Raw genomic sequence first — 25,364 nt, 5'->3', positions numbered from 1 at the left:
ACCTCACTCTCTAACCAAGGTTGACCCGTTGAAAACATTTATGTTTAAAAGTTGTTTACTTATTCAGCCAGTTTTACTTTAAGCGCCGCTCTTTCCAAATCACTGGCATTTATAAGCACCCGTTCTTTAAAACCGAAAATACCGGCCAGCAGATGGTCAGGGAATATTTCGCGGCGGGTATTGTAAAAAGTAGCTATAGAATTATAATAATCACGGGCCAGAGCTATCCGTGACTCGGTAGCCGCCAGTTCCTCCTGCAGTTTCAGAAACACTGTATCCGCTTTGAGTTCGGGGTATTTTTCCATATTAAAAACCAGTATGGCAGATGCACCCTTGATATCCATAGTATCCTGGCCGTTTACCTTTGAGACAGTACGTACTTCGGCCAGCATCTCCTGAAGTTCACGCTCGTGCCTGCTAAATCCCTCCACACTCTTTGCAAGATTGGGTATCAGATCAAAACGTCGTTTCAACTGAATATCCACCTGGGCATATCCTTGGCAAACCCTGTTTCTAAGCCCAACCAGACTGTTATAACCCGCCCACAGCCAACCCAGCAGCCAGCTGAGCAGGAAAAACCCAGACCACAAAGCCACAATTCCCCAGTCCGGGTTAAAGCTCTCCGTATCCCGTTGAGACAAGAGCAAGCCACTGCCCAAAGATATCAGCAAACCCAGTATTATCCAAAACCAGAACCAGCCGCTGTAACGGCGGCTTATCTGTTTTTCAGTCCGGGTGGAAATTACGTACAGGGGGGCAGACTTGTCTTTGGCTATTTCAGGGGCAACCACATCCTGTCTCTCTCTGGATTGACCCATTATGTAAAGCTCTGCATGCAAAGGGAGAGCTTCTTCGGTAAAACGGCGCTGGTGGTCCGAGTTGGCTACACTCCCTTGCGGACCTTTGGCATAATAAAGCGGGTCATTACGCCCGCAGGTTTTGTTAAACAGGTTTTTGGGCTGAATATCCGCACCTTCCGGCTGAATCAGGATAATCCCCGTTTCATCCTTAAGGTAAAACGGCTGCATCTCTTTACCGGAAGCCACCTGTGTCCAGCCGCTCTCCTGGCGGGTACGGAACTGGACATGCCCTTTGGCATCGGTATAACTTTCAGTCACCATGCGTGACCAGCGTTCCTCCACCTTGTAATGGTAATAAACACATTTCTCGGCAGAAAGAAAGCCGGTAAAAGGTTTTTCGCTTTCGGCAGTGCCTTTAAGCTCAACCAGACCAATAAAAACCCCGCGGGTACGCGAGGTGGGGATATCATCTACCAGCCGTTTGCGGCGCATGGTCCGGAATGCCAGCACCAGAGCTGTCAGACCGAGTGCAAAAACCGGATAACCCCAAATCTGAAGTTCCATTTGCCACTCCCCTATGCAAATTACAGGGTCTTTATAATAACATACCCGCCTTTCAGACGGATAACCCCCGAATTAACATTTACAATATTACCATTTGTTTAATTGCATTAGTAAAATTTTACACAACAGGATTATACAAGTATACTGTGTGCACTGCCCGAAAATTTCAACAAGGAGTTAATAAGGTCCTGATGACTATCAAGATAGTAACTGACAGCACAGCTGATTTACCGGCTGATATAGTAAAAAATCTGGGTATTACGGTTGTGCCTCTTTATGTGCATTTTGGAAATGAAGTATTCCGTGACGGAGTGGATATAAACAAGGAAACCTTTTTTGACAGGCTTATAAACGGCGGCATTCACCCCAAAACTTCCCAGCCCAGCCCCGAAGATTTTGCAAATGTCTACCGTGAGCTGGCCAAAGACAACGCCACCGGTATTGTATCCATACATATTTCATCCAAATTCAGCGGCACTTACCAATCCGCCATGGAAGGTGCCAAAATCTCAGGGGTAAGCTGCCCTATAGAGGTTATAGATTCCCGCCTGCTCTCCATGGGGATGGGGCTTATTATCAAAGCTGCCGCCATAGCTTCCCGCTCAGGCAAAAAGCTGGGCGATATTGTTGAAGACTGTAAAAACAATATCCCCAAGATAAAACTGATGGGCTTTTTTGATACCCTGCGTTACGTTCAGGTAGGCGGACGGCTGGGCAAAGCCAAAATACTGATGGGCTCCCTACTGGGGGTTAAACCCGTACTTACAGTGGCGGACGGAGAGTACCAGCCCTGCGGACGGGTACGCAACACCGCCAAAGGTCTGGAACGGCTGGTAGAATTTGCCAAAACAGGGAAAAATATCGTAGATCTTAGCGTAATTCATTCCACCACTCCGGAGACCGCCCATAAACTGGCCGAAATGCTTAGTGATATTTTCCCCAAAGACCAGACCATCATTGCCCAGCTGGGAGCTGTTCTGGGTACTCACGGCGGACCCGGCACTCTATGGGTAGCATATAAAGAAGCCTGATAATCATATAATAGATACTGTATTTAATTGAGGGGGGCGTAATCCCCCCTTTTTGTATTATCCCAAAGATCGGTACATGCTATACTTTATATACGGGGAGTTTTCTTTCCTACCCCCTGAGCTACCCAACACACAGGGAGGGCCAAATGAGCTTTGCAGCTATATTTTCAATAATTGTGGGCGCACTGGTGATTTTCCAGTGGAGGGAAAACCTTAACCGGCGGGCAATTCAAGACCCCAACAAAGGTTACAAGGTCAGATGGGGTACCTATGAGCTTATACTCCGCTCAGCTGCCGAATTTGCCACCGCCCTTATGCTTATTCTGGCAGGCACCGGCTTGCTGTCTGAACAGAGCTGGGGGGAAAGCATATACCTGCTGGCAACCGGCATGTTCATTTATTCAGCGATAAATAGCCCCGGTTACTTTGTTCAGCAAAAAAACTGGTCGGTAGTGGCTGCTTATGCCATAGCTTTGGAACTGGCTATACTTGGAATAATACTGTTCCTGTAAAACCATAGTCAAAAATAGCTGAGCCGCAGTTTAAACCGGATATAATAAAAGGGCAGAGCTTAAAAATCTGCCCTTTTATTTCTGTTATTACTTAATTATGAACGGGAAATAGCTTTTTCCAATTCATCCAGCAGAGGATGGCTGTATTTTTCAATATCCCCGTTATCACATAAAGCCGCCAGTGCGGGATCCAATGGCATCTGCCCTATAAACGGTACACCTATTGATTTTGCCAACTCTTCGCCGTGTCCGGAACCGAAAACCTCTATCTTTTTATCCAATTCTGGAACTTTCAAATATGCCATATTCTCCACTAAACCGATAATGGATTTGCCCATTTTCCCCGCCATATTGACCGCCTTTCGGGCTACCATTTCCACCAATCCCTGCGGAGTAAATACCACCACAATACCCGAAATGGGCAACGACTGTAAGACTGTGAGTGCGGCATCACTGGTTCCGGGCGGCAGATCAACTATCATATAATCCAGCTCTCCCCAAAGTACGTCATCCCAAAATTGGTTAATCATCTTGGAAATAAGCGGCCCGCGCCAGATGACGGCATCACTCTGGTTGCTAAGCAGCAGACTGGTGGAAACCAGTGAAATGCCCGCAGGTGACTTAGCCGGTAAAATGGCTTCCTCGTTGCCCGAAAGGTGCTCGTTGGCACCAAACATCTTGGGTATGCTTGAACCGGTGATATCAGCATCCAGTATGCCCACCCTATATCCCTGCCTGTTTAGTGCTACCGCACACAAACCAGTTATAAGTGATTTGCCTACCCCGCCCTTGCCGCTCATAACAGCCACTACTTTTTTAACCCGGTTGAGTTCATTTAGCGGCACGGTAATATACTCAATCTCAAGCTTTTGTTTATCAAGAAGCGGTTTCAGCGCCAGACCTATTTCCTGCTGCAATACTTTCCGGCTGTCTTCAGATAAACCGGCTCTGGCCAAGCTTAGCTTTATCTTATCCGGCTCTACCTCTACATTCCTCAGCAGATTCAGGTCTGCCAAAATACGCCCGGCAACAGCCACATATATTTTCCCCAGAGCTTCTCTTATTTCAGGTTCAATAGACATAATTTATACATTCCCCTGTATATTTTTTTGACATATATTAACACTGACAAGTGTACTGACCAAATTCCGATCCTTTAGAAAAAATAATCCGGCTGGTAAATATTGATTTGCAGTCCGAAACTTGCTTTGTTATTATGGGCATATGCCCATAAGTAATATTATACCAATATAAAAAAAGCGTCAACGCAAATATCTAGAGTGATAAACGGATACATTTTATAGCCATATCCCAATATGTCTGAAGTCTGTGCTATATTATTTCTGACAATAAACGTAAACCTGAATAAATTGACAACGAGGTAATTTATTTATTATACTTTACTCAAGTGGTACTAGTACCTTAGGACTAATACCCCCCCTAATACCGGCAATTAAATAAGCAAGCCTCACAATATCTATCACCCATTAACCTCCGAAACAGCCTAACTATACAAGGTATCTTGTTAGATAAGTATCAACTATGGCAGGAGTAAGCGATGACAGATAAAGGCAAAAAAGGGACTAACCGGTCAATCCCGCCCCCGACACGCAGAGACTTTATAAAAAGTTCCGGAGGCGTGCTGGGATTGGCGGCAATACTAAAGCTGGACGAACGTGCCCAAAAACTTTCGGCGGCTGTGGCACCCCCATCTACGGTGAGCTTCCCGCTGGAAGAAACGGCATTTGTCCCCGGTTCTACCAAAGAAGACCCCCTGATCCGTATGCAGGTAGACCTTCGCCGGGCCATGCAGAAACCGGCTGAAAAACGCCACTGGTCTATGGTAATCAACCTTAGGAAGTGTGTCGGTTGCCATGCCTGCACCGAAGCCTGCGTCTCGGAAAACAAATTACCTCCGGGAGTAATTTACCGTTTTGTTATGGACGAGGAAATGGGGCAGTACCCCAATGTCTCCAGACGCTTTACTCCCCGCCCCTGCATGCACTGTGATAACCCCCCCTGCACCAAAGTCTGCCCGGTAGGTGCCACCTTTAAACAGCCGGACGGGATAGTGGTTATTGACTACCAGCGCTGTATAGGCTGCCGTTTTTGCATTGTAGCCTGCCCCTATACCGCCCGCACTATGGATTACGGTGACAACTATCTGGAAGACGAACCTGAGGACTCCGGTCTGGTGCTGGGTTATGAACAAGGCGGAGTTTGGCAGAGTACGACCAATTTTGAATACGGCAACGCGCATTCACGCACACCCAAGCGGGATTCGCCTATCGGCAACGCCCGTAAATGTCATTTCTGCCTGCACCGTCTGGAAAAGGGTATGCTGCCAGCTTGTGTTACCACCTGTATCGGCCGGGTGAATTACTTCGGTGACGCCAATGACCCTGACAGTCTGGTTTCGGAGCTTATAGCAAACCCAGGCATTATCCAACTTAAATCAGAGTTGGGCACTGACCCCTCAGTTTATTATTTATTTTAGCGGGAGGAGTACGGTAAACCATGAATTGGAAAAGGATAGCACTGGGCATATTAATCCTTTCCCTTGCTGCCGGAGTCTGGGGGTTTCTGATGCTCCTCAACAACGGTCAGCAAATGCTCGGACTAGGCAGTTTCGTAGTCTGGGGCTTGTGGATGGCACTCTACGTGTTTTTTGCCAGTACCGCAGCCGGTATGTTTTTCATAGCATCGCTTGATCTTCTTTTTAAAGTTAAAACTTTTGCCGGCACGGGTAAAATATTCATGCTGGCTTCACTGACCAGCCTGGGTGCCGGTCTGGTACATATTCTTATCAATGAAGGCCGACCCGAACGGGTTATGAACGTATTTTTGCACCCGAATTTTGATTCGGTGCTGGCCTGGTCCGTCTGGATTTATACCCTGATTGCACTGGCTACAGCCGCAATTTTGTTTGTTCTGTTTATGCCTCAGAAACGCCTGCCTTTCCGCAAAGAACCGGTAATAAAATGGCTGATGATTCTGGGCTTTCCGGTAGCAGTCATTGCCAGCGGCGCGGTCGGCTTTACCCTTTCCACCCAATCTTCCCATTCATTCTGGAGCGTAGGACTTTTCCCTGTACTCTTCCCTATCTTCGGTATGTCCGCCGGGTTTGCCCTTTCACGTATAATAGTTGCCCTGTACGGGGATAAAACCAGCCCCGGCTATCCCCGTCTAGCCAAGACTATGGTTATTTCCACCATGACCCTGCTGCTTGCCATTACCTACATAATAGGCTCAGTGCTGTTTGTGGGCATATATGACGCTACCCCGCCTACTATTGAGGCCGCCAACTATATAATGTTCGGACAGTACTGGTACGGCTTCTGGATAGTCCAGATGGGTCTGGGTATTGTGGTAGCTCTGGGTGCATTGATAAAAATCCTGTCCAAACCCGGTTTATCTAAGAAACCGGCTTGGGGACTTACCGTAGGCGTTCTGGTACTGATTGGGGCGGCTGTTGCCCGTTTAAATTTTATCATTCCGGCTCAAATAGTGGCCGGGGCAGATTTCTTATCCAGCCCCATAGTAGATGGCCGATACATAGACAGTTATATCCCCAGCCTGCCCGAATGGGCACTTTCAGCGGGTATTACCGCCGCCGTCATTCTGGTATTTTACATTGTAGCCAAGATGATGAAACTGATACCTATCAGAATTGGAAATGAGGAAGCCGGTGATGAATAAAGAAAGAGCAGCAAAAAATCCCTCCGGGGGTATAACCCGGGCCAATTTTATAAAGGTTTCCGCTTTATTGGGAGGAACCGCCCTGCTGTCCGGCTGCGAACTGGTAACCCAACCCAGAAAGATACTGGGCAACAACGACTATACCCTATCCAAGCCTGAGGATATCATCTACAGCACCTGTCAGCAGTGTGCCACTCAGTGCAGTATAAAAGTAAAGCTGATTGACGGCGTCATTGCCAAAGTGGACGGAAACCCGTTCAGCCCCTGGAATATGATGCCCCAGCTGGACTATAAAACTCCGGTGACAACATCTGCCCTGACAGATGCCAGCATCTGCCCCAAAGGACATTCGGGTGCCCAAACATCATATGACCCGTTCCGACTGGTCAAAGTGATAAAACGTGACGGTCCCCGCGGCTCCAACAAATGGAAGAGCATTCCCTTTGACCAGGCAGTAGAAGAAATAGCCAGCGGCGGCAAACTCTTTTCAAACGTTCCCGGTGAAGAAAACCGCACAATTGAAGGTTTGAAAGATATCTGGGCATTGCGTTCACCCGAAATCACCAAGACTATCAGCACAGATATAAAGGCTATCTGGGCTGAAAAAGATGAAACTAAAAAATCAGCTCTGGTAGAGGCTTTTAAAGAAAAACACCGGGATTATCTGGACAAATTTATAGACCCCGACCACCCTGATTTGGGCACTAAGAACAACGGTTTTTGCTTTATGTTCGGGCGGACTCAGGGCGGACGGGTGGACTTCATCAAGCGGTTTACCCATGACGCCATGGGCTCTATAAACGCTCACGGGCACACAACAGTTTGTCAGGGCAGTTTGTTTCAGGCATCAAAAGCCCTAAGTGCCAGGTTTGATTCCTCAACCGGCGCATTTCTTGAAGGTGATAAATTTTACTGGATGGCAGACATAGGCAAAAGCGAATTTGTTATTTTTACCGGCGCATCCCCCTTCGAGGCCAGCTTCGGCCCGACCAGCCGCGCCATGCGGATAGCAGACGGACTAGACAGCGGACGGATGAAATACGCCGTAGTAGACCCGCGCTTCTCCAAAGCTGCTTCAAAGGCCTGGAAATGGCTTCCGGCTAAACCCGGCACCGAGGGGGCACTGGCGCTGGCATTAATCCGCTGGATATTTGATAACAACCGCTATGACGCCAGATATCTGGCAAATGCCAATAAAGCCGCGGCTAATGCAGATGGAGAACCTACCTGGAGCGGCTCCACCTGGCTGGTAAAGATAGATGACGAAGGCAAGGCTGAGAGGCTTCTTCGAGCTTCGGATATAGGATTGGAACAGGGCAGCTTCAGCTTTGACACTCCGCTTATTATGAAAAATGGAGAGCCTACCCGGTTTGACCCAAATGACACAGTAAATGCGGCTGAAGGCGAACTGCTGGTTGATACTGTTATAAATAGTGTACGGGTGAAAAGCAGTTTGCAGATACTCCATGACGAAGCTTCCAGCCACACTCTGGAGGAATGGGCCGATATCTGCGGGGTCAAGGCAGATGACCTTGCCGAAATAGCTTATGAATTTACCAGCCACGGCAAAAAAGCGGCAGCAGATGTCCACCGGGGAGTCAGCCAGCATACAAACGGCTTTTATAACGCCCTTGCCTGGTGGAACCTTAATATGCTTATAGGCAACTATGACTGGCAGGGAGGCATGCTCAAAGGCTCTGCCTATGACATCAGCGGCAGCAAAGCCGGTGGCCCCTTTAATCTGGGCAAGATGAAACCCGGCGCACTCACACCATCCGGTGTAAATATAGTAAGGCACGGAAATGTATACGAGGATACCACCCTATTTAAGAGTCAGGGCTACCCGGCCAAGCGGAACTGGTATCCTCTTTCGGAAGATATTTATCAAGAGGTTATCCCTTCGGCAGGAGATGCTTATCCCTACCCTATCAAGGCTCTTTTCCTGCACATGGGTTCACCTGTTTACGTAGTCCCGGCCGGCCATACCGCTCTGGAGTTTCTGACAGATACGGCGAAATTGCCCCTGCTGGTTGTTACGGATATAGTGGTCAGTGAAACATCCATGTATGCAGATTATATTTTCCCGGACCTGACCAATATGGAACGCTGGGAATTTGCCGGCAGCCAGAATACTATCCCGTTCAAATCCCAGCCGGTCAGACAGCCCGCTATTGCCCCGCTGGTGGAAATAGTAAAAGTATTCGGGCAGGATATTCCCCTTTCAATGGAAGCCATGCTGCTGGGGCTGGCCGAAAAAATAGGCTTGCCGGGATTCGGGCCGGACGGACTGGGCGCAGGTATCCCTCTTAGCCATTTTGATGACCTTTACCTTAGGATGGCAGCAAATCTGGCTTTCGGTGAAAAAGCTGACGGCTCTGATGCTGTGCCTGATGCAGACGAAGAAGAAATACGGATATTTACCCAAGCCAGACGCCATATGCCAAACAACATTTACAATCTTGAACGCTGGCGAAGCCTGGCGGGTGAAAACTGGCCAAAGGTTGTATACATGCTGAACAGAGGCGGCCGCTTCCAGGACTATGAGGGTGGCTACCCGGCTAATCAGCAGCTGGGCAACAAATACGGCCGTCTGCTGAATGTATTTCTGGAAAAAACCACCGAAGTTAAAAACTCGCAAACGGGTGCGCCCATTACCGGCCATGCCTGTTATATTACCGCCGGGCGTGATTGCTACGGGCAGGAACTGAATGACGAAAAGAATGGGTATGACCTGAACTTAATCACCTACAGAGAGATTGCCCGCACTCCCACCACCGCCAGCAACTATTATCTGAACCCCCTGCTGCCTGAAAATACGATACTTATTAATCAAGCTGATGCGGACAGGCTTGGCTTGATCGAAACAGATATAGTCAGGGTAGTATCCGAAAGCAACCCCAGGGGTGTCTGGAATCTGCGTAACGGACAGGAATGGCCCATGAACGCCAAACTAAGCATTATGCAGGGTATCCGCCCCGGGGTAGTAGCCTTCTCACTGGGGTACGGCCACTTTGCCTACGGTGGGTTGGATATCACCATTGACGGTGAGCTGATTCCGGGTGAGACAAAACGTACCAAGGGTGTCAATGCCAACGCTGCCATGAGAGTAGACCCCTATCTGAAAAATACCTGCCTGATTGATACCATTGGAGGCAGTGCAGTTTTCTACGATACCAAGGTCAGACTGGAAAAAGTTAATATCTAACTAAAGCAAGAGGAGACTGATTATGAGTACATATTTAAACCCTGAAAAAAACCGTATCCCAGCCGTACTGACCCTGGCAGTTGTAGGCTCTGTTTGGGGGCTTCTGGAAATGGCATTGGGAGGTTTCCTGCACGCAATTCATTTTGCCAATCAAGGGGCAGTTATGGGCGGTTTGGCTATATCCCTTATGGCTATATTCCTGAGCATTACAAAAAAACCTGCCCTGATTCCCCTGCTGGGTGTCATTGCAGCCGCTTTCAAACCCTTCTCCGCGTTTATATTCGGCGAACCGGTATTTTCGGCTTATGTAATAAACCCCGCCATAGCCATCATAATGGAAGCAGTTGCCTTCGGAGCGGTAGCCTTTATCTTCAAAAAGGCTATGGAAAAACATCTTTTAGCTCAAATAACCACCGGCTTTCTGGCAGGTGGTTTGGGTATAGTATTATATGCCGTTATAGCCTCGGTGTTCGGTTTGGGCAAATGGCCTATGCTTGATATGGCCGGCAAGATAGATACTATCGTAAGTACAGGTTTGCCGGTTGCACTGGCCGGTACTATCACCCTTGCCGCCGGCTACTATCTGGGTAAATTCGGTATGCCAAAACTGGCAAATTTCAAGACCAGTTATCCCCGCGCATACTACATAACTTCGGCTGTGACAGTGGTGTCATGCTGGGTTATTCCGGCAGTATTTCATCTGGGAGGTTAGGTGAACCTTATTATCACCGGAGAAGTGGGCAGCGGAAAAAGCTCACATTGCCAGAGATATGCCAGACACCTGCAGGAGTGCGGTTTTAAAACCGGCGGTGTAATCTGCCGCCCTGTATTTCAGGGAGGTATTAAAGTAGGTTACAGTGCCGTTGATATCCGCACTTCTGCAGAGGCAGTTTTCAGCCTGACTGACCCCCAGGCTGATTTTCAAGGTGAAAAGGTTGGCAAGTACTCTATCCTCCAAAGCGGCCTCGCTTTTGCCTGTAACACCATCAGGGAAGCTCTCAAGACAGGTTGTGAGGTTATTTTTCTTGATGAAATAGGGCATCTGGAAATAGCCGGCAAAGGGCTCTCTGAACAGGCCCGTCTGGCTTACCAAAAAGCACCCCATACTATATCCGTAGTCCGCAAATCTCTCCTGCCAAAATTTCTGACCGCCTTTGCACCGGAGGAATCCAGCAATATCTTCATCATACATGATATAGATACTGATGCAGACATACACCCCGCCTTTTTTAAAAATAAGCCTGACCAAACTGATATCAGCTGCATTATACTGGCAGGCGGCAAAAGCACCCGCTTAGGCAGCAATAAAGTTACCGCCACCTTAAATTCACAAACACTGCTGGAACGGGCTGTATCTAACCTTAGCGGTTACGGGCGTGAAATTCTGGTGGTTACCGCTTACGGCCAAGCAGGTGAAAAAATAAAGCCACCACCTGGTGTAAGAATAATACAAGATATACTGCCGGGAAAAGGGCCTCTGGCCGGTATCTACAGCGGCCTTACGGCATCAAAATCCCCGTTTAATCTGGTAATAGCCTGTGATATGCCCTTTATCAACCGCCCGCTGCTTGAGTACATGAAAGACCAGATAACAGGTTTTGAGGCTGTCGTACCCAGACTCGGGCAAAAGCCTGAACCTCTCCATGCAATCTACTCTAAATCAGCCGGCGAAAAAGCCCTTCGCCTGATAAAAGAGGGCAAATCTGCGGTAAGTGACCTACTTGCCTGCCTGAAAACACGCTATATCGAAGAAGACGAGATAAACGGCTTCGACCCTGAACACCGCAGTTTTTTCAATATCAACCGCCCGGAAGATTTGGAAAAGGCCAGAAACATAGCAGATACCTAAACAGCTATAGCTATTCAGGTATACCCTATTTCTCGTTACCCGCCATCCCCCTTCCCGAAACATCACACCGATTGAAACTATTTCTTACCCCCAAAGACAGCGTGAAATCCAAAGAGGCATCCCCTTAAGAACAAAAAATATATTATAATTAAATAGTGACAAAAATATTGGGTCAGGAGGGATACAATGCCAGAGTTTGGATCACCCTTTTCCGGCATGGCCAAAAGCCAGCCACTGAGTAATGAAGAACTTATCCGTGCGATAAGGTTTATGGTAGCAGCCGAATATGAAGCTATCCAGCTATACATGCAGTTAGCCGAATCTACAACAAACAGGCTGGCTATAGAAGTACTCAGAGATATTGCCAATGAAGAAAAAGTACACGCAGGTGAATTCCTCAGGCTTCTGAAGGAGCTTGCCCCCGACGAAGAATCTTTCTACGCTGATGGAGCTAAAGAAGTAGAAGAGGAAATAGAAAAACGCAAAAACAAGTAGTCTGACTTTATCTGCTTCGGAGTATTCTGTACTGCAGAACAGTTAAACGCTTGTTTCTAAACAAATGGGGTATATGAACGGGCCTAATCCCAAATACCGCCCGTTCATATACCTCGCTGTCTGTAGTCGGGCAATGTCCCTTTGTATTACCGCCAGTGATTTTAATACAAGGCTACACTGCTTATCCCTGCTCCGTTCTTACCTGCAGTAATTACCAAAACGCACTGTTACAGCCCTATCAACCGGCAGGAACAATTTACCTTGTTTCTTCAAGCTTCAAAGGTGTCCATTGATACCAGATCTAATAACACCTGGCATTGTTCTTTATTGAACGGCTGGATTATTTTTCTAGGCACTTTAGGCAAGCGGATATTCTTTAACGGGTAAGTGGTTATCTGGTCATTTTCTATTAACCAGTTTATAAACCTTCTCACCTGTTTGAAGTAGTCCAGGACTGATTGTGCCGAATTAGTCTCTTGGAGTTCCTGAATAAATAAACAGACTATCAGCTGGGTTATCTGAGGGGGTTTAGTAACGCCATTTCGTGAGCAAAAGGCAATAAATCTGCCCACCATGTAGCTGTAATTGTGGATTGTTGCCAGGCTTAACTGCCCCACCTTGCAGACCAAAAGGAATGAGGCAAGGCTCTTTTCGAGATTATTTTCGGCAGTTAACAGGTAGCTCGCTATATTGGAGCAATCGTGGGATTTTTGAGTAGACAAACGGTCATTCATGCGCCATTTCGAGCTACCGGACTGCTTTTTAGCTTTATGGTGGAGCTGAGGTGGCAGTAGGCGGAACGCTTAAAGAATTTGATTTAACTTTTAGCATAAATCTGCAGCGTCATTAGCCAAGTAAAAGCGAATTTATTAATAGAATAGAGCTTGTTACGAGACTAGATTTTTGAAGAAACATTTTCAAGGCAATAACCTTTGCCAAGTTTTGTGACAATAACGACAGGATTTTGATGGTCTGTTTCGATCTTTGAGCGTAAACGATTAATGTAAACCCTCAATGCTTCAATTGCACCATCGTATTCTTCTCCCCAAATTGCCTCTGAAAGCTCTGAAAAAGTGGCTAGCTCTGGTGAATTCTTAAGGAGAATTCCTATAATGATACTTTCCGTTTTAGTTAAAATAATCCTTCTTGATTTATTAAATAACTCACCAGATATCGGATTGAAAGAGAGTGCCCCCTTTACGATCGGAGACCTAAGATTATGTGAGTTTCTGCGTATAAGTGCCTTAACACGAGCAATAAGTTCGAGCTGGCCGAACGGTTTTACAACATATTCATCTGCTCCAAGCTGAATGCCTTTCACAATATCCTGCTCACTGTCTCGCACAGATGTTATGAGAATGGGGACATCGGAAAATTTCCTGATTTCTTTTATGACATCGAACCCAGAAATATCTGGTAGCCCTATGTCCAATATTACAATATCGGGAGTTTCTTGTTCTGCTAAGTCTATAGCCTGTTCTCCTGTGCTGGTTGTTATAATCTGACAATTAGGCCAGCCTATGCCAAAAGCAAAGCAAATGTATTCGATAATCCCGGAATCATCTTCTACTAAAAGTACTTTCATACATCTATCCTACTTGAAATGGTAACGTGAATGAAACGCGGGTACCTTTATGGACTCTGCTTGAAAGAGAAATCGTACCACCATGTAGATTAACTAGCATTTTTGTCAGAGATAAACCCATTCCAAACCCGCTGAGATTATCTTTACTCCGCAGATTAACACTGTATGGTTCAAAAATTACCTTTTGATCTTTCATAGGGATACCGCAACCATTATCCTCAACCGTGATTATTTCTGTAGTGCCAATAACATCACTTGTTATTAGTATTTGTCCGTTGGGTTTAGTGAATTTTATTGAATTGCTAAGCAAATTATCAATTATTTGTATCAATCGGTCTTCATCTGCCCATAAAATGCTGGGGGCGGATTTTATTTCCAATCCGATTTCAAGACCATGTTTCTTCGCTTCAAGTTGCCTCTGGGAAACAATATCTTGCAATAGACCAGATATATCAACAGCTTTTGGTTTAATTTGAAGTATTCCGATCTCACCTTTGACGAGATCTATTAAATCCGAAATCCTTTTATCGAGTTTTTTTGTACTTAGTAAACAATTCTTTGCTAACACCTTTAATTTGGGATCGTTAACTAAAGATTTTGAGAGGATTTCGCTAAGCCCCAACAGAGATGTTATGGGTGTTTTCAATTCATGTATCATGCCTCTGACAAATGCCTTATTAGTTTGAAGCCTTTGTTTGGCTTCGTTGTATTGCTGCTTTAAGTGATTTTCCAGGGCTTTTCTTTCGCTGATATTCCGATACACGCTGAAAGCAGAAACTTTTTTGTTATATTCACTCAGACTTACGGTTAACTCTGTCGGATATCTTTCACCAAATTTCGTGATGTAGACTGTTTCAAAACACAGTTTTGAGTTTGAGTTCAGGGTTTTTACACGTTCAATATGCTTTGGCATTTGGTCAGGTGCCGCTATTTCGGCAGGTGACATTTTTAGGAGTTCTGCTTTAGTATATCCTAACATTTTGCATAAACTTTTATTCACCAATAGGTATTTCCCTGATTCAATTGGTACACAAGAGCAATCAACTATTGCCAATCCATCAATACAATGATCAAAAAAGTATCGGAAGGGATCTTTTTGCTTATCTTTACGATTTCCAATTTTCATCACAAACACACTCGCAATGGTTTTAAGTTTATTCTTATATGAACTAACTAAGGCACAGCCTTTGTGTCAAATATCCTCAGAGTATGGACCTAACAAAAAGTTATCCCTAAAAATTGTTGGGTTTGCAGTTATTTTTATTCAGCGCTTATATTCGATTGGTGGGTATAAAATATCTGCAAGTATAACTAAAATATATTATATACCGAAGAATTACTAAATCGTATTACCATTTTGTAATGTATTCGGCATTATAAGTTAGCAGAATGTAATCCTCTATCTGATATCGTTTAAGAAATAATCAGGAGGAGGAGTTATGTCTGGATTTCATTCTACCATTTCACGCCGAGATTTTATGAAAGCGCTGGGTCTGACAGGTGCGAGTGTTGGAGTAGCAAGTGCTGCTAGTCCTGTTTTTCATGATCTGGATGAAGTCTCAAGCAGTGCGTCTGCAACATGGAAGCGCCCTTGGTATGTCAAGCAAACAGATGAACCTACAATGGAGGTTGACTGGGATAAGCTTGAACGATACGATGTACGCAAATCTATTGTTATTGACCCACTAGAGTCACAGCAATTACAAGCAGCACAAATGGACCGTTGGGATCAAGGCACATTAGATAATAAACCTGGATATCGGATGCGGGATAGATCCCTTAGTCAAACTTGTTGGCTTTATCAAGGCGGCAGTCTAACCTATAGCAATTGGACAGGCCCAGTAATGAATGCGTTGTTCTATAGAGAATTTGAATCTGATGAGAGATGGGCTGCCCTACCCAAATGGGAAGCCACCCCTGAGGAAAATAGTAAAACACTTCGTGCCGCTTTAAAACATCTGGGTGCTTGGCAGGTGGCTTTCCTGCCGCTTGATGAGAGAACCAAAAAGCTTATATTGTCTTACGGCAAAATGTCTACACCGATCTTGCGCTCCGGTGCCAGGGAAATAGTGTTTGAAGATGTAGATAAAGGTTACGAGACTACTACTAAAGTAGTTATTCCTAACAAATGTAAATGGGCTATAGTCTATACGGTTGCACAATCTAATGAACTTTCAAGACGCACTACTACTCCCTTAGGAGTCGCCGGGTTTGCTAGAGGATACTCTGATCTCATTATCATGGAAGGCTTCACCCAGCAATTCTTGAAGGGCCTCGGCTATCAGGGGTTAGCTGGAAATACTTTCAACGCAATGGTTACTGGGTTTGGAGTTGTCAGTGGACTCGGTGAATCTTCCCGTGCCAGTTTTATGTTATCACCGGAATATGGCGCAACAGTAAGACAGTCAACTGTTGTCTTTACTGATTTACCGTTAGAACCTACAAAGCCTATAGATGCGGGTATGTTTAAATTTTGCCAAACCTGTAAGAAATGTGCTGAAGCTTGTCCCTCATCTTCAATAAACAAAGATTCTGAACCTTCTTGGGATTGCGTGACAGGTCCTTGGAATAATCCTGGCATAAAAGGTTTCAAGAATAACTATTCATCATGTTTTAAGTACTGGTTACAGGGTGATACATTTGGCTGTGGTATATGCCAAGGTTCTTGTGTTTTCACAAAATTTGATAATGCATCTGTCCATGAGATTGTTAAGGCCACTGTGGCAAGCACTCCTTTATTTAACGGATTTTTCCGCAATATGGATGATTTCTTCGGGTATGGGATGCGAGATGATATAGACTCATGGTGGGATGAAGACCGACCGGGCAATCTTAGACGTTACTAGATTTTAAACAAATATTTAAGGAGATATTTATATGTGGATAATCATTGGTTTTGTCTTGGGTATATTATCCTATTGGCTAGTTAATTGGACTAAGAATAAAGGATTAGCCTTGAATTGGTATGAATGGGTAATCGGAATAATCGGTCTGTTTTTGCTCGTATTCACATTGCAGAATTTTCTGGGAAGCTTCACCGAACTAGAGCCAAAGGCTGCTTATCTGTTCCTTCTGGTTACTGGTTTGCCAGCGGTAATATTGCTTGCACTTACATGGCAATTGGTAATTAGAAGAGCCAAATAACTGTAATTTGGACTGCAAAAGTCATGCGAAAAGAGGGGGAAGCTAGTTTCCCCCTCTTTTTTTATTAGAATTTCCAATTGTACACAGCCGCAATATCATAAATCTCGTCTTAAAATATGTTTATGTATGGGGAGATATATAGATATGAAGTTAGTTGTTGTTGATCCTGATCAAAATGCTACTGAATATTTCAAGCTATCCCTTAAAGCATCAAATCCGGAAGATAGCGTACTATCTGTCGACACTGGGAATGAAGCTCTGGATATGCTAGAAAATCAATTCCCTGATTTACTAATAAGCGAATTAACACTCAATGATATGGATGGTTTTCAGCTAATTAAGCAAGTAAGGCTTTTTTCACATATTCCCATTATTATATTGACCTTGATTCATGATGAATCTTCTATCATTAAAGCACTAATGCTGGGGGCTGATGAATATTTGGTTAAACCAGTACGACCACTTGAGTTGATTGCGCGTACAAGGGCTATCATTCGTAATCGACAAAAAAATAATAATGATATTAGCTTAAGTGCCGGTCCATTTTATCTGGAAACATCTAAACTCAGCTTAAAATACAATCGTAGAAATATATCCTTGACCCATACTGAATGCCAGATATTAGGTAAGCTGATGGATGAATTCAAGCATCCGGTTACTTATTCTAGCTTAGCGAATGAAATATGGGGTGATGAGCTTGATACGGCAAGGTGTTGCCTTAGGGTATATATACGAAGATTACGCAGAAAACTCGAAGCAGATCCCGATAAACCAAGATTAATTCGTACTATTGTGGGCATAGGTTATGCGTTATATGAATCATAGTTCGCAATAAAAAATACCAATCACCAATAGCCAACTAAGCTAGATCATTTTCTCTATTATTAAAAAATTGTCATACCATCGTATCTATATTGATACAGTAAGCTTAACAAAAAATCATTACTTTCTTCTACATTTTACCTCTATTTTATACTCGTATACTAAAATAAATCCTAGTAATTAGCATATTCCTTCCATGTGCATTTATGTCGCATATTACGAATGTAAGTCTTCAAAGCAAAAAACTCAATGCCAAATAAGCTATAAGACGAATCGAATAGCCTGTTTGACAGAATGAAAAGTATTTAAACGCATAAAAATGGCAATAACATCCGGCATTACGTCAAATGCTGTTAGTAATCCGAATTAACGTTAGAAGGGATAGATTATTTTATGGTTTTACGGGATGCAGAAGTAATGCCTCCTCTATGCCCAGGCACAAGTCTAACGAGTAATGCCCTGAGAGTTTTAGAACAAAGGTATTTGTTAAGAGACAACTTGGGGAATATTACTGAAACGCCTGCAGATATGTTCCGTCGCGTAGCCAGAGCAATAGCTGCTGGCGAGCTTATCTATAATCCAGAAGCAGATCTGGCGGCCAAAGAGGAAGAATTTTTTAACATGATGAGCAATCTCGAATTTCTTCCCAATTCTCCTGTGCTGTTAAACGCAGGTACCAGAACAAAACAGCTATTGTCCTGTTTTGTTGTTCCTATTACAGATTCTGTTAAAGGAGTTTTTAGTGCCGTTAGAGATTCGGCCATTATTCATAAGAGCGGTGGCGGCACTGGATTTTCATTCTCTAAGTTAAGACCCGCAAGTAATATTTTGGGCTCCGATTCTATAAGCAATGGGCCTGTTCCTTTCATTGACATTTTCTCTGCGGTAACGGATGTCATTAAGCAGGGAGGTGTTCGCCGCGGATGCAATATGGGTGTGCTTAGAGTAGATCATCCAGACATTCTTGAATTTATAAGAGCCAAAGATAACCCTCTTTCGCTGACAAACTTTTGTCTTGCTGTAGCCATTACAGATGAATTTATGCAGGCGTTAGAAAATAATAATTATTATAGCTTGGTAAATCCATGCACTGGAACAGTGGTTGGAAAACTTAAAGCAAAAGAAGTTTTTAACAAGATATCTATGCAATCATGGAAGACTGGTGACCCTGGCATTATTTTCATTGATCGCATCAATCTGGATAATCCAACCCCTAATTTAGGCAAGATTGAGAGTGTTAGTGGTTGCGGGGAACAACCATTGCTACCTTACGAGGCTTGTATTCTTGGTTCTATTAATCTAACCAAAATGCTTAAAAATATCCACGGGACTTTGGAAATTGACTACACCAAATTATCACAAACAGTAACTGCCGCTGTAAATTTCTTGGACAATGCCATAGATGTTACTACATATCCCTTATCCCAAGTTGAGGAAATTACTAAGAAGACTAGAAAAATTGGCCTGGGCGTAATGGGATTTGCTGACATGCTGATAAAAATAGGTATTCCATACAACTCTGAGGAAGCTATTAAATTTGCAGATAATATCATGTCTTTTATTAGAAAAGAAACGGTTAGAACTTCTGAGTTATTGGCCAAGGACCGGGGAGCCTTTCCAGCATTTAAGGGAAGCAAATATGATATTTCAGGGAGTTGCCCATTAAGGAATGCCACTTGCAATACCATTGCTCCTACAGGGACCATTAGCCTAATAGCAGGTTGTTCTCATAGCATAGAACCGAACTACGCCATGGTATTTGTTCGTAATATTCTTGAAGGTGAACATTTACTTGAGATAAACCCGTGTTTTGCAGAGATTGCGAAAAAGGAAAACTTCTATTCACAAGATTTATTGCTGCAAATCGTTGCAGGTAATGGATGGAAAGATAACAGAATTATTCCGGATAGTATAAGCCGATTATTTGTAACTACACACGAAATTGAACCTGAATTGCACGTAAAAATGCAGGGAGTTTTCCAAAGGTATGTGGATAACGGAGTTTCAAAGATGATTAACCTACCTAAAGATGCGACTAAGGAAGATGTGGCTAACATATTTATATTGGCTTATAAAGAAGGGCTTAAAGGTGCCATTTGCTATCGTGAGGGTAGCAGGCAATTACAGTCATTGTCAAAAACTGAAGAAGGGCTAGAACTCGTAAGCAATTATTTTTCAGAAATACGTTTAGCAAATATTCAGGGAGATACTGATGAATAAAGTTTTTGTGTCCTGGAGTGGCGGCAAGGATAGTTGTTTATCCTACTACAAAGCACTGGAAAATGGTTTAGAAGTGAGTTGCTTAGTAAATATAACTAATCAAGATGGTAAATATTCTTGTACACATGGATTGCCAACTAGTTTCCTGCAGGCACAGGCACATTCAATAGGTGTACCGATAATACAGCTTCGAACTAATGGCGAAAAGTACGAGTCAGATCTTAAAAAACTATGTTGCGATTTTAGGGAACAAGGAATAAGCGGAGCTGTTTTTGGGAATGGTGATGTTGAGCACTCATGGATTGGCAGAGTTTGCCAGGAAGTTAATGTAACTCCATATTTCCCGCTGGATGATTTGAACGAGGATGAAATAATAAAACAACTTGTCGACTTAGGATTTGAAGCTATTACAGTTACTGTCAGAGCGGATGTATTCGGTAAGCAGTGGTTAGGTCGGAAAATTGATCGTGGTTTTTTGGAACAGATTAACAGCTTAAGCGATGTCATAAATCTCAGTCCTCATAAAAAAGCAGGCATATACCACACGACTATTATTGATGGTCCAATTTTTAAAAATCGTATGGAAATAATTAAAAGCGAGGCACTCTTGAAAGATGGATATTGGTTTCTACAAATCATGGAAACAGTAGAAATCCCCAGTATTTCCAATTCAACCAGCGTAAATCAGTGCTTGTAGAGCTATTAAATGTTTTTATAAGGAGGTATGAAACGTAATAACTTAAGCTAAATATCACCTGAAAAATTATGACACATAAGGAGGTTTAGATGTCGAGATTCCATAGTATCATGGGAAGACGTGATTTTATGAAAGCACTGGGACTTGGAACTGTGGGGCTTGGAGCTGCAGCAGTCAGCACCCCCGTATTTCATGACTTAGATGAGCTAATTTCTTCGCCGTCGGCAACATTAAAACAACCTTGGTATGTAAAGAATAGAGAGTATGGGGATATAGGCATAGAGCTTGACTGGGACCTTTTAAAGCCGCGTCTAGGTGCTTTGGTGCCTGGTTTTAGTCCCACATGGAACAATGCAGCTAAAGAAGCAGCTATACCCAGTTTCAATGCAGCCGCATTTGATAAAGCCGTAGATGCCAAAACAAAGGAGCTCTGGCCGGATTATAGGCCATCTACCAGAGATTATGCTTTTGCTAATGCCTGTTCCTCAGCTGGTATCGGGTCTCCATTTACGGATGCAGCACTTGAAGGAAACCTCTTTAACGGGAGCGCACTAAAGCGAATAGTCAAGGCACCAACTCCTGAAGAGCTGGGTGTACCCCGTTGGGAAGGAACGCCGGAAGAAAACCAACGTATGGTTAGGGCTGCCTTAACATTTATTGGTATGGGACCAGCAGTTGGTTGCGCAGAGTTAAATACAAAAACTAAGAATTTTTTCTATCAGAATCATTACCCTGAATATGTGTGGGATGATAATATTACTGAAACTTATTATTCTGAAACGGAAAAGATCCAGTACTTACCATCTTCACACAGGTATGTGGTAGTTACAAACAATATGGGAACTACCGAATTGGGTCGCCGATCCCCTTCAGTCCTAACCGGGTCTCGGCTTGTAAATGTAGGTGCCCATGTGGAGACAATATCTTATAGCCGAACTCAGATGGCTAAGGTTTTCTTCGAGCAATTTATTCGCGGTATAGGTTATCATTGTTTCTATAGCCATACACTTCAGCCGGCAGCGGCGTGGGCTCAATTATCCGGCGTTGGAGAGCATGCTCGCATGGGCAGTATGTTTGTTTCGCCGATTTACGGCTGTAACTTAAGGACCCATATGATTGTATATACTGATTTGCCTCAGGCATATACACCTCCAACTGATGGCGGTGTAACCAAATTCTGTGAAACCTGTGGCATCTGTTCAGAAAATTGCCCTGTAGGTGCTATTCCTCCAAGAGATATCCAACGAAATTGGGATAATGCCAGTGGACAGAATTGGGGTGATGATATTCAGGAAGGCGGTTCGCAGGTAATGTGGAATATCCCTGGATATAAAGGCTGGAGATTGGATATGCGTAAATGCCAGGGATGCTGCAGTTGCAAGTTTTCCTGTCCCTTTAATACTCTCCCAGATTCGAGTTTCCTGCACAGTGTGGTGAAAGCTACTTCTTCTACGACCCCAATTTTTAATAGTTTCTTCCGCGAGATGGAAGGCTTATTACATTATGGGAAACAGGATAAGGATCCAGAATCATGGTGGAATGACCCAAATTCCTGGTTTGTCTACGGGGCCAATTCTAAATTAATGCTTTAGCAATAATTACTAACGGAGGTAGTAGAAAAACATGGCATATTATATTCCTGTCATATTGGTTGGCGCTATTGTTACAGCGAGTCTGTTTGGAGGTATCTCTTGGTTACGTAAGCGAAACATAAAGGCAAGCTGGTATGAATGGTTGATAGGAATAGCAGGCTTAGCCTTACTGCTCCTCGCTATTCAGCACTTATTCGGAGCCATGACAGAGCTTTTTCCCTTTGCCGCTTGGGTCGGGTTTGCGATAATAGGTGTGCCAGCCCTAATACTCTTATTGGTTGCATGGCAGTTAGTCGCGAGGAAAGCAAAACAGTCTTAGTCTAAGTAGAAAAACATATCTTCGGGGGGAGCTAGCTCCCCCCGAAGATATTTATCATGATTTATACGTAAAAGTTCTGCCTATTGTTACCCTAGGTCATTAAAATTAAAGCTAAGTGGAGCCGGAGGGATTCGAACCCTCTACCTTTTGACTGCCAGCTATAAAAGCGTTAAGCAACCAATGCACTAACTCCTTTATAAAAAATAGAAGCTGTTATTCTTAATAGTTTTCAGGCACTTCTTTTATTTCGTCTAAATATTTATTGGCACCTATTTTATGCCCAATCACATTTACAAAAGAACCCCACAAAGGTTTTACGATATCATCCATTATACCCTTGGGAACTTCAAATTTACCTAATTCTTTCTCATTCGAATCTACTATTATAATATAATTATCTCGGATCTTATTCGCAGAATTGAGATATCCAGTTACTTCAATTGATTCGATCTTATCTGAATCTGCAGTCTTTAACATTGGGAATTTTATTTGAGTTCTAGGAGTTTTTAGCACTACCAGCTTTTTATTATTGTTTTTATTCGCTTCAAATATTACACTCGTTACATCTTCTCCATCTGGGGATAAGTTCTTAGCTATGCTAACAAAATTCCTATAGTATGCTTCATCAGTAATCCTATTCAGTAGTTCTTTAGAATCTCCTCTATTATAAACATCAAGACAATCCATGATTTCTTCAACAATTAAATCTGGCTCAATAAACTCAATTCCAAATCCTGGTAAAGGTCTCGCTTTAGGATTTGATACTCTCAAAGCTAATTTAAAACTACCAGATCTACTAGCTGTAATATATAAATCGTAGTCTTGTATGATTTTAGGAAGTGTTCCAAATTCTCTGAAAGGATGACCGAGCTTCCTTTCAACAGTACGAGATAATAATTTTTGAAAACTCTGGAGTTTTTTAATTAATATAGTACCAGGTGTAGTTCCTGGCCCGATGGCATTACCGTCAAAAGTAATTAAACAGTCATTTGAATTTAAAACAATCCCTTTCGCATCTAGATGCCTTTCAAAATCAATCTGGTCGAATAATTCTAATAATTCAGCCTTTATATCATCTGGGGGGAAACCTGCTAATCCATTAAAAACTAAGTTTTCAGCAACAGCTTTATCATTTGCTTTAATAGCCAGTGAAGCGGCACTACGAAACAGAATTGATCTCGTGGGTTCATTTTGCGCGTCTTTAGATATAGAATTAGCCGCTTGTTTTTCGTATTCACAAGCTTGTTTATAATAATCTATAGATGCCTCTACATTGCCATTTATACGTTCAAATACGGCTTTATCGGCAAGTTCCATAGCATGTTGATGAAGTTCTTTTATCGTATTCATACTTCTTTTATGCACGACTTTGGCTTACTAAATTCAACAACGAACACATACCCTGAATTATTATCATATTTATTTATCTGATTTGTTTTGAGTTTAACTCTATTATTAATATCTGTGTCATCTCCGCTCAGTATTCCTGATACTTCCAATTTCACCTTATTATTAAAAATTAAAGTTTCATCAGAAGTATTTCCAATAAAAAAATCAAAACCTGTTCCCTTTTGAGAACGCTCAATATAATTAAACGGAGTAATTTTTGTAATCATAATGCAAGCAATTGCACATGCCCCATATTCTATAGCCTCTTGTAAATCTTTCCAAGAATGCTCGGAATCTCGTGGAAAATTATTCCATACTAATATATATTCTCCATTAAAAATACCCGAAAATTCCATCTTAACACCACTAGTGTGATCTTGTTTATAAAAACAAACTACCGCAGCCTCTTTATAAAATTCAATCTGGCGAGCTGTTATTCCATATACTATTTCAGAATCTAAATTTATAACACTATTAGATGTCAAAACAATAACCATTCCTTTGCATGAAATAGTTGAAAACCCTATTCAACCGCAATACCATAATCCAGTAACTTGGCAGGCAATACATCATCAATATTGGCTATATCTTTTTCAGTCAATTCAATTAACCTAAAGTTATATTTATTATAAACTTCAAGTTTTTTCTTCTTTCTGTTCAAATAGGCGGCTTCTTCTGATCCCCAATATTCTATATAGACTTTTTCTGTAGGAATATAGAAGTCACAATAAAGATCTTCCTCTATTGGAAGTTTTCTTTCATAGGCATGAATTATTTTAGAATCGTATAACCAGTTATCAATAATCATTTCAGATTTTGAACGAACATAATGCCCATCTTTAACTCTGAATTCCGCCTTAAATTTTTCTCTAAAGCCCTGGTCATCTGTGGAATGATTATTATCGCTACCTACTTTACTCACTTGGCCTTGCGTCTCTTCAACGTTCATAATAAGTATTTTATTATTGAGAATTTCATTTGGCCATTTAACAAAAGGGGCACCGGTAGCACTGAATTTATGCTGCACACCCCCAAAGCGTTTACCTTGAGCAGTGATTTCCCAACCCATTACGGGATGCTTTTTTATCCAACCTAATTCTGAAAGGATAGAATTGACTCTTGTAACAGGGACATTGAAATGTTTACCTATAATTGTGGAAGTAATATCTGAATTGCTTTGTCCTAGTTTATCATCTGATAAAAAGTCTTTGACAGATTCTGGCCAAGAAATATAGCGGCCAAATTTTTCACTATTCTTATATATTCCACCTTTAGAAATACCTAAAGGCGTTAATTCCCAGGTGCTATCTTTTCTTACTATAAAACCAAGTGTTTGAAGATTATTAAACGTATCTTGAGGCGTGATATTGAGCTCTTTAGCTAGACTTGTTGCTGAGTATTCCCTATTATCACTTCTAGAATTGGTCATTTAATAATCCTA

General features: G+C 43.0%; 23 protein-coding genes. 15 read left to right on the top strand and 8 right to left on the bottom strand.

Annotation, left to right across the window (positions count from 1 at the left end):
- Positions 1-59: 59 nt before the first annotated feature.
- The gene (locus UCH007_RS00480) at positions 60-1,364 is read right to left on the bottom strand and encodes a LemA family protein (protein ID WP_046960758.1); all 1,305 of its coding nucleotides are present in this window, start codon (positions 1,362-1,364) and stop codon (positions 60-62) included.
- Between the two features lie 191 nt (positions 1,365-1,555).
- Here UCH007_RS00480 and UCH007_RS00475 point away from each other — a divergent pair, with 191 nt between their 5' ends.
- On the top strand, positions 1,556-2,395 hold the full coding sequence (locus UCH007_RS00475; RefSeq protein WP_012881465.1) for a DegV family protein: 840 nt from the start codon (positions 1,556-1,558) through the stop codon (positions 2,393-2,395).
- Positions 2,396-2,541: 146 nt separating this feature from the next.
- Positions 2,542-2,907: a hypothetical protein gene (locus UCH007_RS00470; RefSeq protein ID WP_023651799.1), complete on the top strand. Its 366-nt coding sequence runs from the start codon at positions 2,542-2,544 to the stop codon at positions 2,905-2,907.
- Positions 2,908-3,002: 95 nt separating this feature from the next.
- Here UCH007_RS00470 and UCH007_RS00465 read toward each other — a convergent pair whose 3' ends face one another.
- On the bottom strand, positions 3,003-3,989 hold the full coding sequence (locus tag UCH007_RS00465) for an Mrp/NBP35 family ATP-binding protein (protein ID WP_046960757.1): 987 nt from the start codon (positions 3,987-3,989) through the stop codon (positions 3,003-3,005).
- A 476-nt stretch (positions 3,990-4,465) separates the two neighbouring features.
- On the opposite strand from UCH007_RS00465, the gene UCH007_RS00460 reads away from it, so the two are divergent.
- The 6 genes from UCH007_RS00460 to UCH007_RS00435 all read left to right on the top strand — a co-directional run bounded on the left by UCH007_RS00460 (position 4,466) and on the right by UCH007_RS00435 (position 12,155).
- A complete protein-coding gene (locus UCH007_RS00460; protein WP_046960756.1) occupies positions 4,466-5,404 on the top strand; it encodes a 4Fe-4S dicluster domain-containing protein in 939 nt (312 codons plus the stop codon).
- 20 nt (positions 5,405-5,424) lie between these two features.
- Positions 5,425-6,606, top strand: a complete 1,182-nt coding sequence (nrfD, locus tag UCH007_RS00455) for an NrfD/PsrC family molybdoenzyme membrane anchor subunit (RefSeq protein ID WP_012881461.1) — start codon at positions 5,425-5,427, stop codon at positions 6,604-6,606.
- Positions 6,599-9,811 (top strand): molybdopterin-dependent oxidoreductase, encoded by a 3,213-nt coding sequence (locus tag UCH007_RS00450; RefSeq protein ID WP_046960755.1) that lies wholly within the window; start codon positions 6,599-6,601, stop codon positions 9,809-9,811. Before nrfD ends, UCH007_RS00450 begins: the two co-directional genes overlap by 8 nt.
- 22 nt (positions 9,812-9,833) lie before the next feature.
- On the top strand, positions 9,834-10,523 hold the full coding sequence (locus tag UCH007_RS00445) for a hypothetical protein (RefSeq protein WP_012881459.1): 690 nt from the start codon (positions 9,834-9,836) through the stop codon (positions 10,521-10,523).
- The gene (locus UCH007_RS00440) at positions 10,524-11,660 is read left to right on the top strand and encodes an NTP transferase domain-containing protein (protein WP_046960754.1); all 1,137 of its coding nucleotides are present in this window, start codon (positions 10,524-10,526) and stop codon (positions 11,658-11,660) included.
- Between the two features lie 186 nt (positions 11,661-11,846).
- Positions 11,847-12,155, top strand: coding sequence for a ferritin family protein (locus tag UCH007_RS00435; protein WP_012881457.1), 309 nt, complete (start codon positions 11,847-11,849; stop codon positions 12,153-12,155).
- Positions 12,156-12,424: 269 nt separating this feature from the next.
- On the opposite strand, the gene UCH007_RS00430 is transcribed toward UCH007_RS00435, so the two are convergent.
- The 3 genes from UCH007_RS00430 to UCH007_RS00420 all read right to left on the bottom strand — a co-directional run bounded on the left by UCH007_RS00430 (position 12,425) and on the right by UCH007_RS00420 (position 14,866).
- Positions 12,425-12,889 carry a tyrosine-type recombinase/integrase gene (locus tag UCH007_RS00430; protein WP_046961507.1) on the bottom strand — a complete coding sequence of 155 codons (465 nt, stop codon included), beginning with the start codon at positions 12,887-12,889 and terminating at the stop codon, positions 12,425-12,427.
- A 161-nt stretch (positions 12,890-13,050) separates the two neighbouring features.
- Complete coding sequence (locus UCH007_RS00425) at positions 13,051-13,740, bottom strand: response regulator transcription factor (RefSeq protein ID WP_034376935.1); 690 nt, start codon at positions 13,738-13,740, stop codon at positions 13,051-13,053.
- 4 nt (positions 13,741-13,744) lie between these two features.
- Entirely contained in the window at positions 13,745-14,866 is a 1,122-nt protein-coding gene (locus UCH007_RS00420) for a PAS domain-containing sensor histidine kinase (protein WP_046960753.1), read from the bottom strand.
- A gap of 313 nt (positions 14,867-15,179) precedes the next feature.
- Between UCH007_RS00420 and UCH007_RS00415 the strand changes: the two genes are divergently transcribed.
- From UCH007_RS00415 to UCH007_RS07820, 7 genes are all read left to right on the top strand, one after another.
- A complete protein-coding gene (locus UCH007_RS00415; protein ID WP_046960752.1) occupies positions 15,180-16,586 on the top strand; it encodes a reductive dehalogenase in 1,407 nt (468 codons plus the stop codon).
- Positions 16,587-16,617: 31 nt separating this feature from the next.
- Complete coding sequence (locus tag UCH007_RS00410; RefSeq protein WP_046960751.1) at positions 16,618-16,884, top strand: hypothetical protein; 267 nt, start codon at positions 16,618-16,620, stop codon at positions 16,882-16,884.
- A 144-nt stretch (positions 16,885-17,028) separates the two neighbouring features.
- Positions 17,029-17,709, top strand: a complete 681-nt coding sequence (locus tag UCH007_RS00405) for a response regulator transcription factor (protein WP_046960750.1) — start codon at positions 17,029-17,031, stop codon at positions 17,707-17,709.
- 390 nt (positions 17,710-18,099) lie between these two features.
- Complete coding sequence (locus tag UCH007_RS00400; RefSeq protein WP_231854706.1) at positions 18,100-19,926, top strand: adenosylcobalamin-dependent ribonucleoside-diphosphate reductase; 1,827 nt, start codon at positions 18,100-18,102, stop codon at positions 19,924-19,926.
- Positions 19,919-20,623 (top strand): diphthine--ammonia ligase, encoded by a 705-nt coding sequence (locus UCH007_RS00395; RefSeq protein WP_046960749.1) that lies wholly within the window; start codon positions 19,919-19,921, stop codon positions 20,621-20,623. Before UCH007_RS00400 ends, UCH007_RS00395 begins: the two co-directional genes overlap by 8 nt.
- A gap of 89 nt (positions 20,624-20,712) precedes the next feature.
- Complete coding sequence (locus tag UCH007_RS00390; RefSeq protein ID WP_046960748.1) at positions 20,713-22,215, top strand: reductive dehalogenase; 1,503 nt, start codon at positions 20,713-20,715, stop codon at positions 22,213-22,215.
- Positions 22,216-22,246: 31 nt separating this feature from the next.
- The gene (locus UCH007_RS07820) at positions 22,247-22,534 is read left to right on the top strand and encodes a hypothetical protein (RefSeq protein ID WP_046960747.1); all 288 of its coding nucleotides are present in this window, start codon (positions 22,247-22,249) and stop codon (positions 22,532-22,534) included.
- 219 nt (positions 22,535-22,753) lie between these two features.
- Here the strand turns inward: UCH007_RS07820 and UCH007_RS00385 are convergent, their stop codons facing one another.
- Genes UCH007_RS00385 through UCH007_RS00375 form a run of 3 tightly spaced genes read right to left on the bottom strand, consistent with a single transcriptional unit; the run spans position 22,754 to position 25,352 of the window.
- The gene (locus tag UCH007_RS00385; RefSeq protein ID WP_052753388.1) at positions 22,754-23,884 is read right to left on the bottom strand and encodes a hypothetical protein; all 1,131 of its coding nucleotides are present in this window, start codon (positions 23,882-23,884) and stop codon (positions 22,754-22,756) included.
- The gene (locus UCH007_RS00380; protein WP_156171823.1) at positions 23,881-24,408 is read right to left on the bottom strand and encodes a hypothetical protein; all 528 of its coding nucleotides are present in this window, start codon (positions 24,406-24,408) and stop codon (positions 23,881-23,883) included. Before UCH007_RS00380 ends, UCH007_RS00385 begins: the two co-directional genes overlap by 4 nt.
- A 38-nt stretch (positions 24,409-24,446) precedes the next feature.
- Positions 24,447-25,352: a hypothetical protein gene (locus UCH007_RS00375; RefSeq protein ID WP_046960746.1), complete on the bottom strand. Its 906-nt coding sequence runs from the start codon at positions 25,350-25,352 to the stop codon at positions 24,447-24,449.
- Between the last annotated feature and the right edge of the window lie 12 nt (positions 25,353-25,364).

It is taken from the genome of Dehalococcoides sp. UCH007 (assembly GCF_001010485.1).
Lineage (GTDB): Bacteria > Chloroflexota > Dehalococcoidia > Dehalococcoidales > Dehalococcoidaceae > Dehalococcoides > Dehalococcoides mccartyi_A.
The sequence above is the reverse complement of the archived record's forward strand: the minus strand, read 5'-3'. Positions and strand labels throughout refer to the sequence as shown.

Coding starts and splice junctions, on each gene's coding strand:
- UCH007_RS00480 (WP_046960758.1), bottom strand. CDS start 1,364: ATGGAACTTCAGATTTGGGGTTATCCGGTTTTTGCACTCGGTCTGACA.
- UCH007_RS00475 (WP_012881465.1), top strand. CDS start 1,556: ATGACTATCAAGATAGTAACTGACAGCACAGCTGATTTACCGGCTGAT.
- UCH007_RS00470 (WP_023651799.1), top strand. CDS start 2,542: ATGAGCTTTGCAGCTATATTTTCAATAATTGTGGGCGCACTGGTGATT.
- UCH007_RS00465 (WP_046960757.1), bottom strand. CDS start 3,989: ATGTCTATTGAACCTGAAATAAGAGAAGCTCTGGGGAAAATATATGTG.
- UCH007_RS00460 (WP_046960756.1), top strand. CDS start 4,466: ATGACAGATAAAGGCAAAAAAGGGACTAACCGGTCAATCCCGCCCCCG.
- nrfD (WP_012881461.1), top strand. CDS start 5,425: ATGAATTGGAAAAGGATAGCACTGGGCATATTAATCCTTTCCCTTGCT.
- UCH007_RS00450 (WP_046960755.1), top strand. CDS start 6,599: ATGAATAAAGAAAGAGCAGCAAAAAATCCCTCCGGGGGTATAACCCGG.
- UCH007_RS00445 (WP_012881459.1), top strand. CDS start 9,834: ATGAGTACATATTTAAACCCTGAAAAAAACCGTATCCCAGCCGTACTG.
- UCH007_RS00435 (WP_012881457.1), top strand. CDS start 11,847: ATGCCAGAGTTTGGATCACCCTTTTCCGGCATGGCCAAAAGCCAGCCA.
- UCH007_RS00430 (WP_046961507.1), bottom strand. CDS start 12,889: ATGAATGACCGTTTGTCTACTCAAAAATCCCACGATTGCTCCAATATA.
- UCH007_RS00425 (WP_034376935.1), bottom strand. CDS start 13,740: ATGAAAGTACTTTTAGTAGAAGATGATTCCGGGATTATCGAATACATT.
- UCH007_RS00420 (WP_046960753.1), bottom strand. CDS start 14,866: ATGAAAATTGGAAATCGTAAAGATAAGCAAAAAGATCCCTTCCGATAC.
- UCH007_RS00415 (WP_046960752.1), top strand. CDS start 15,180: ATGTCTGGATTTCATTCTACCATTTCACGCCGAGATTTTATGAAAGCG.
- UCH007_RS00410 (WP_046960751.1), top strand. CDS start 16,618: ATGTGGATAATCATTGGTTTTGTCTTGGGTATATTATCCTATTGGCTA.
- UCH007_RS00405 (WP_046960750.1), top strand. CDS start 17,029: ATGAAGTTAGTTGTTGTTGATCCTGATCAAAATGCTACTGAATATTTC.
- UCH007_RS00400 (WP_231854706.1), top strand. CDS start 18,100: ATGGTTTTACGGGATGCAGAAGTAATGCCTCCTCTATGCCCAGGCACA.
- UCH007_RS00395 (WP_046960749.1), top strand. CDS start 19,919: ATGAATAAAGTTTTTGTGTCCTGGAGTGGCGGCAAGGATAGTTGTTTA.
- UCH007_RS00390 (WP_046960748.1), top strand. CDS start 20,713: ATGTCGAGATTCCATAGTATCATGGGAAGACGTGATTTTATGAAAGCA.
- UCH007_RS07820 (WP_046960747.1), top strand. CDS start 22,247: ATGGCATATTATATTCCTGTCATATTGGTTGGCGCTATTGTTACAGCG.
- UCH007_RS00385 (WP_052753388.1), bottom strand. CDS start 23,884: ATGAATACGATAAAAGAACTTCATCAACATGCTATGGAACTTGCCGAT.
- UCH007_RS00375 (WP_046960746.1), bottom strand. CDS start 25,352: ATGACCAATTCTAGAAGTGATAATAGGGAATACTCAGCAACAAGTCTA.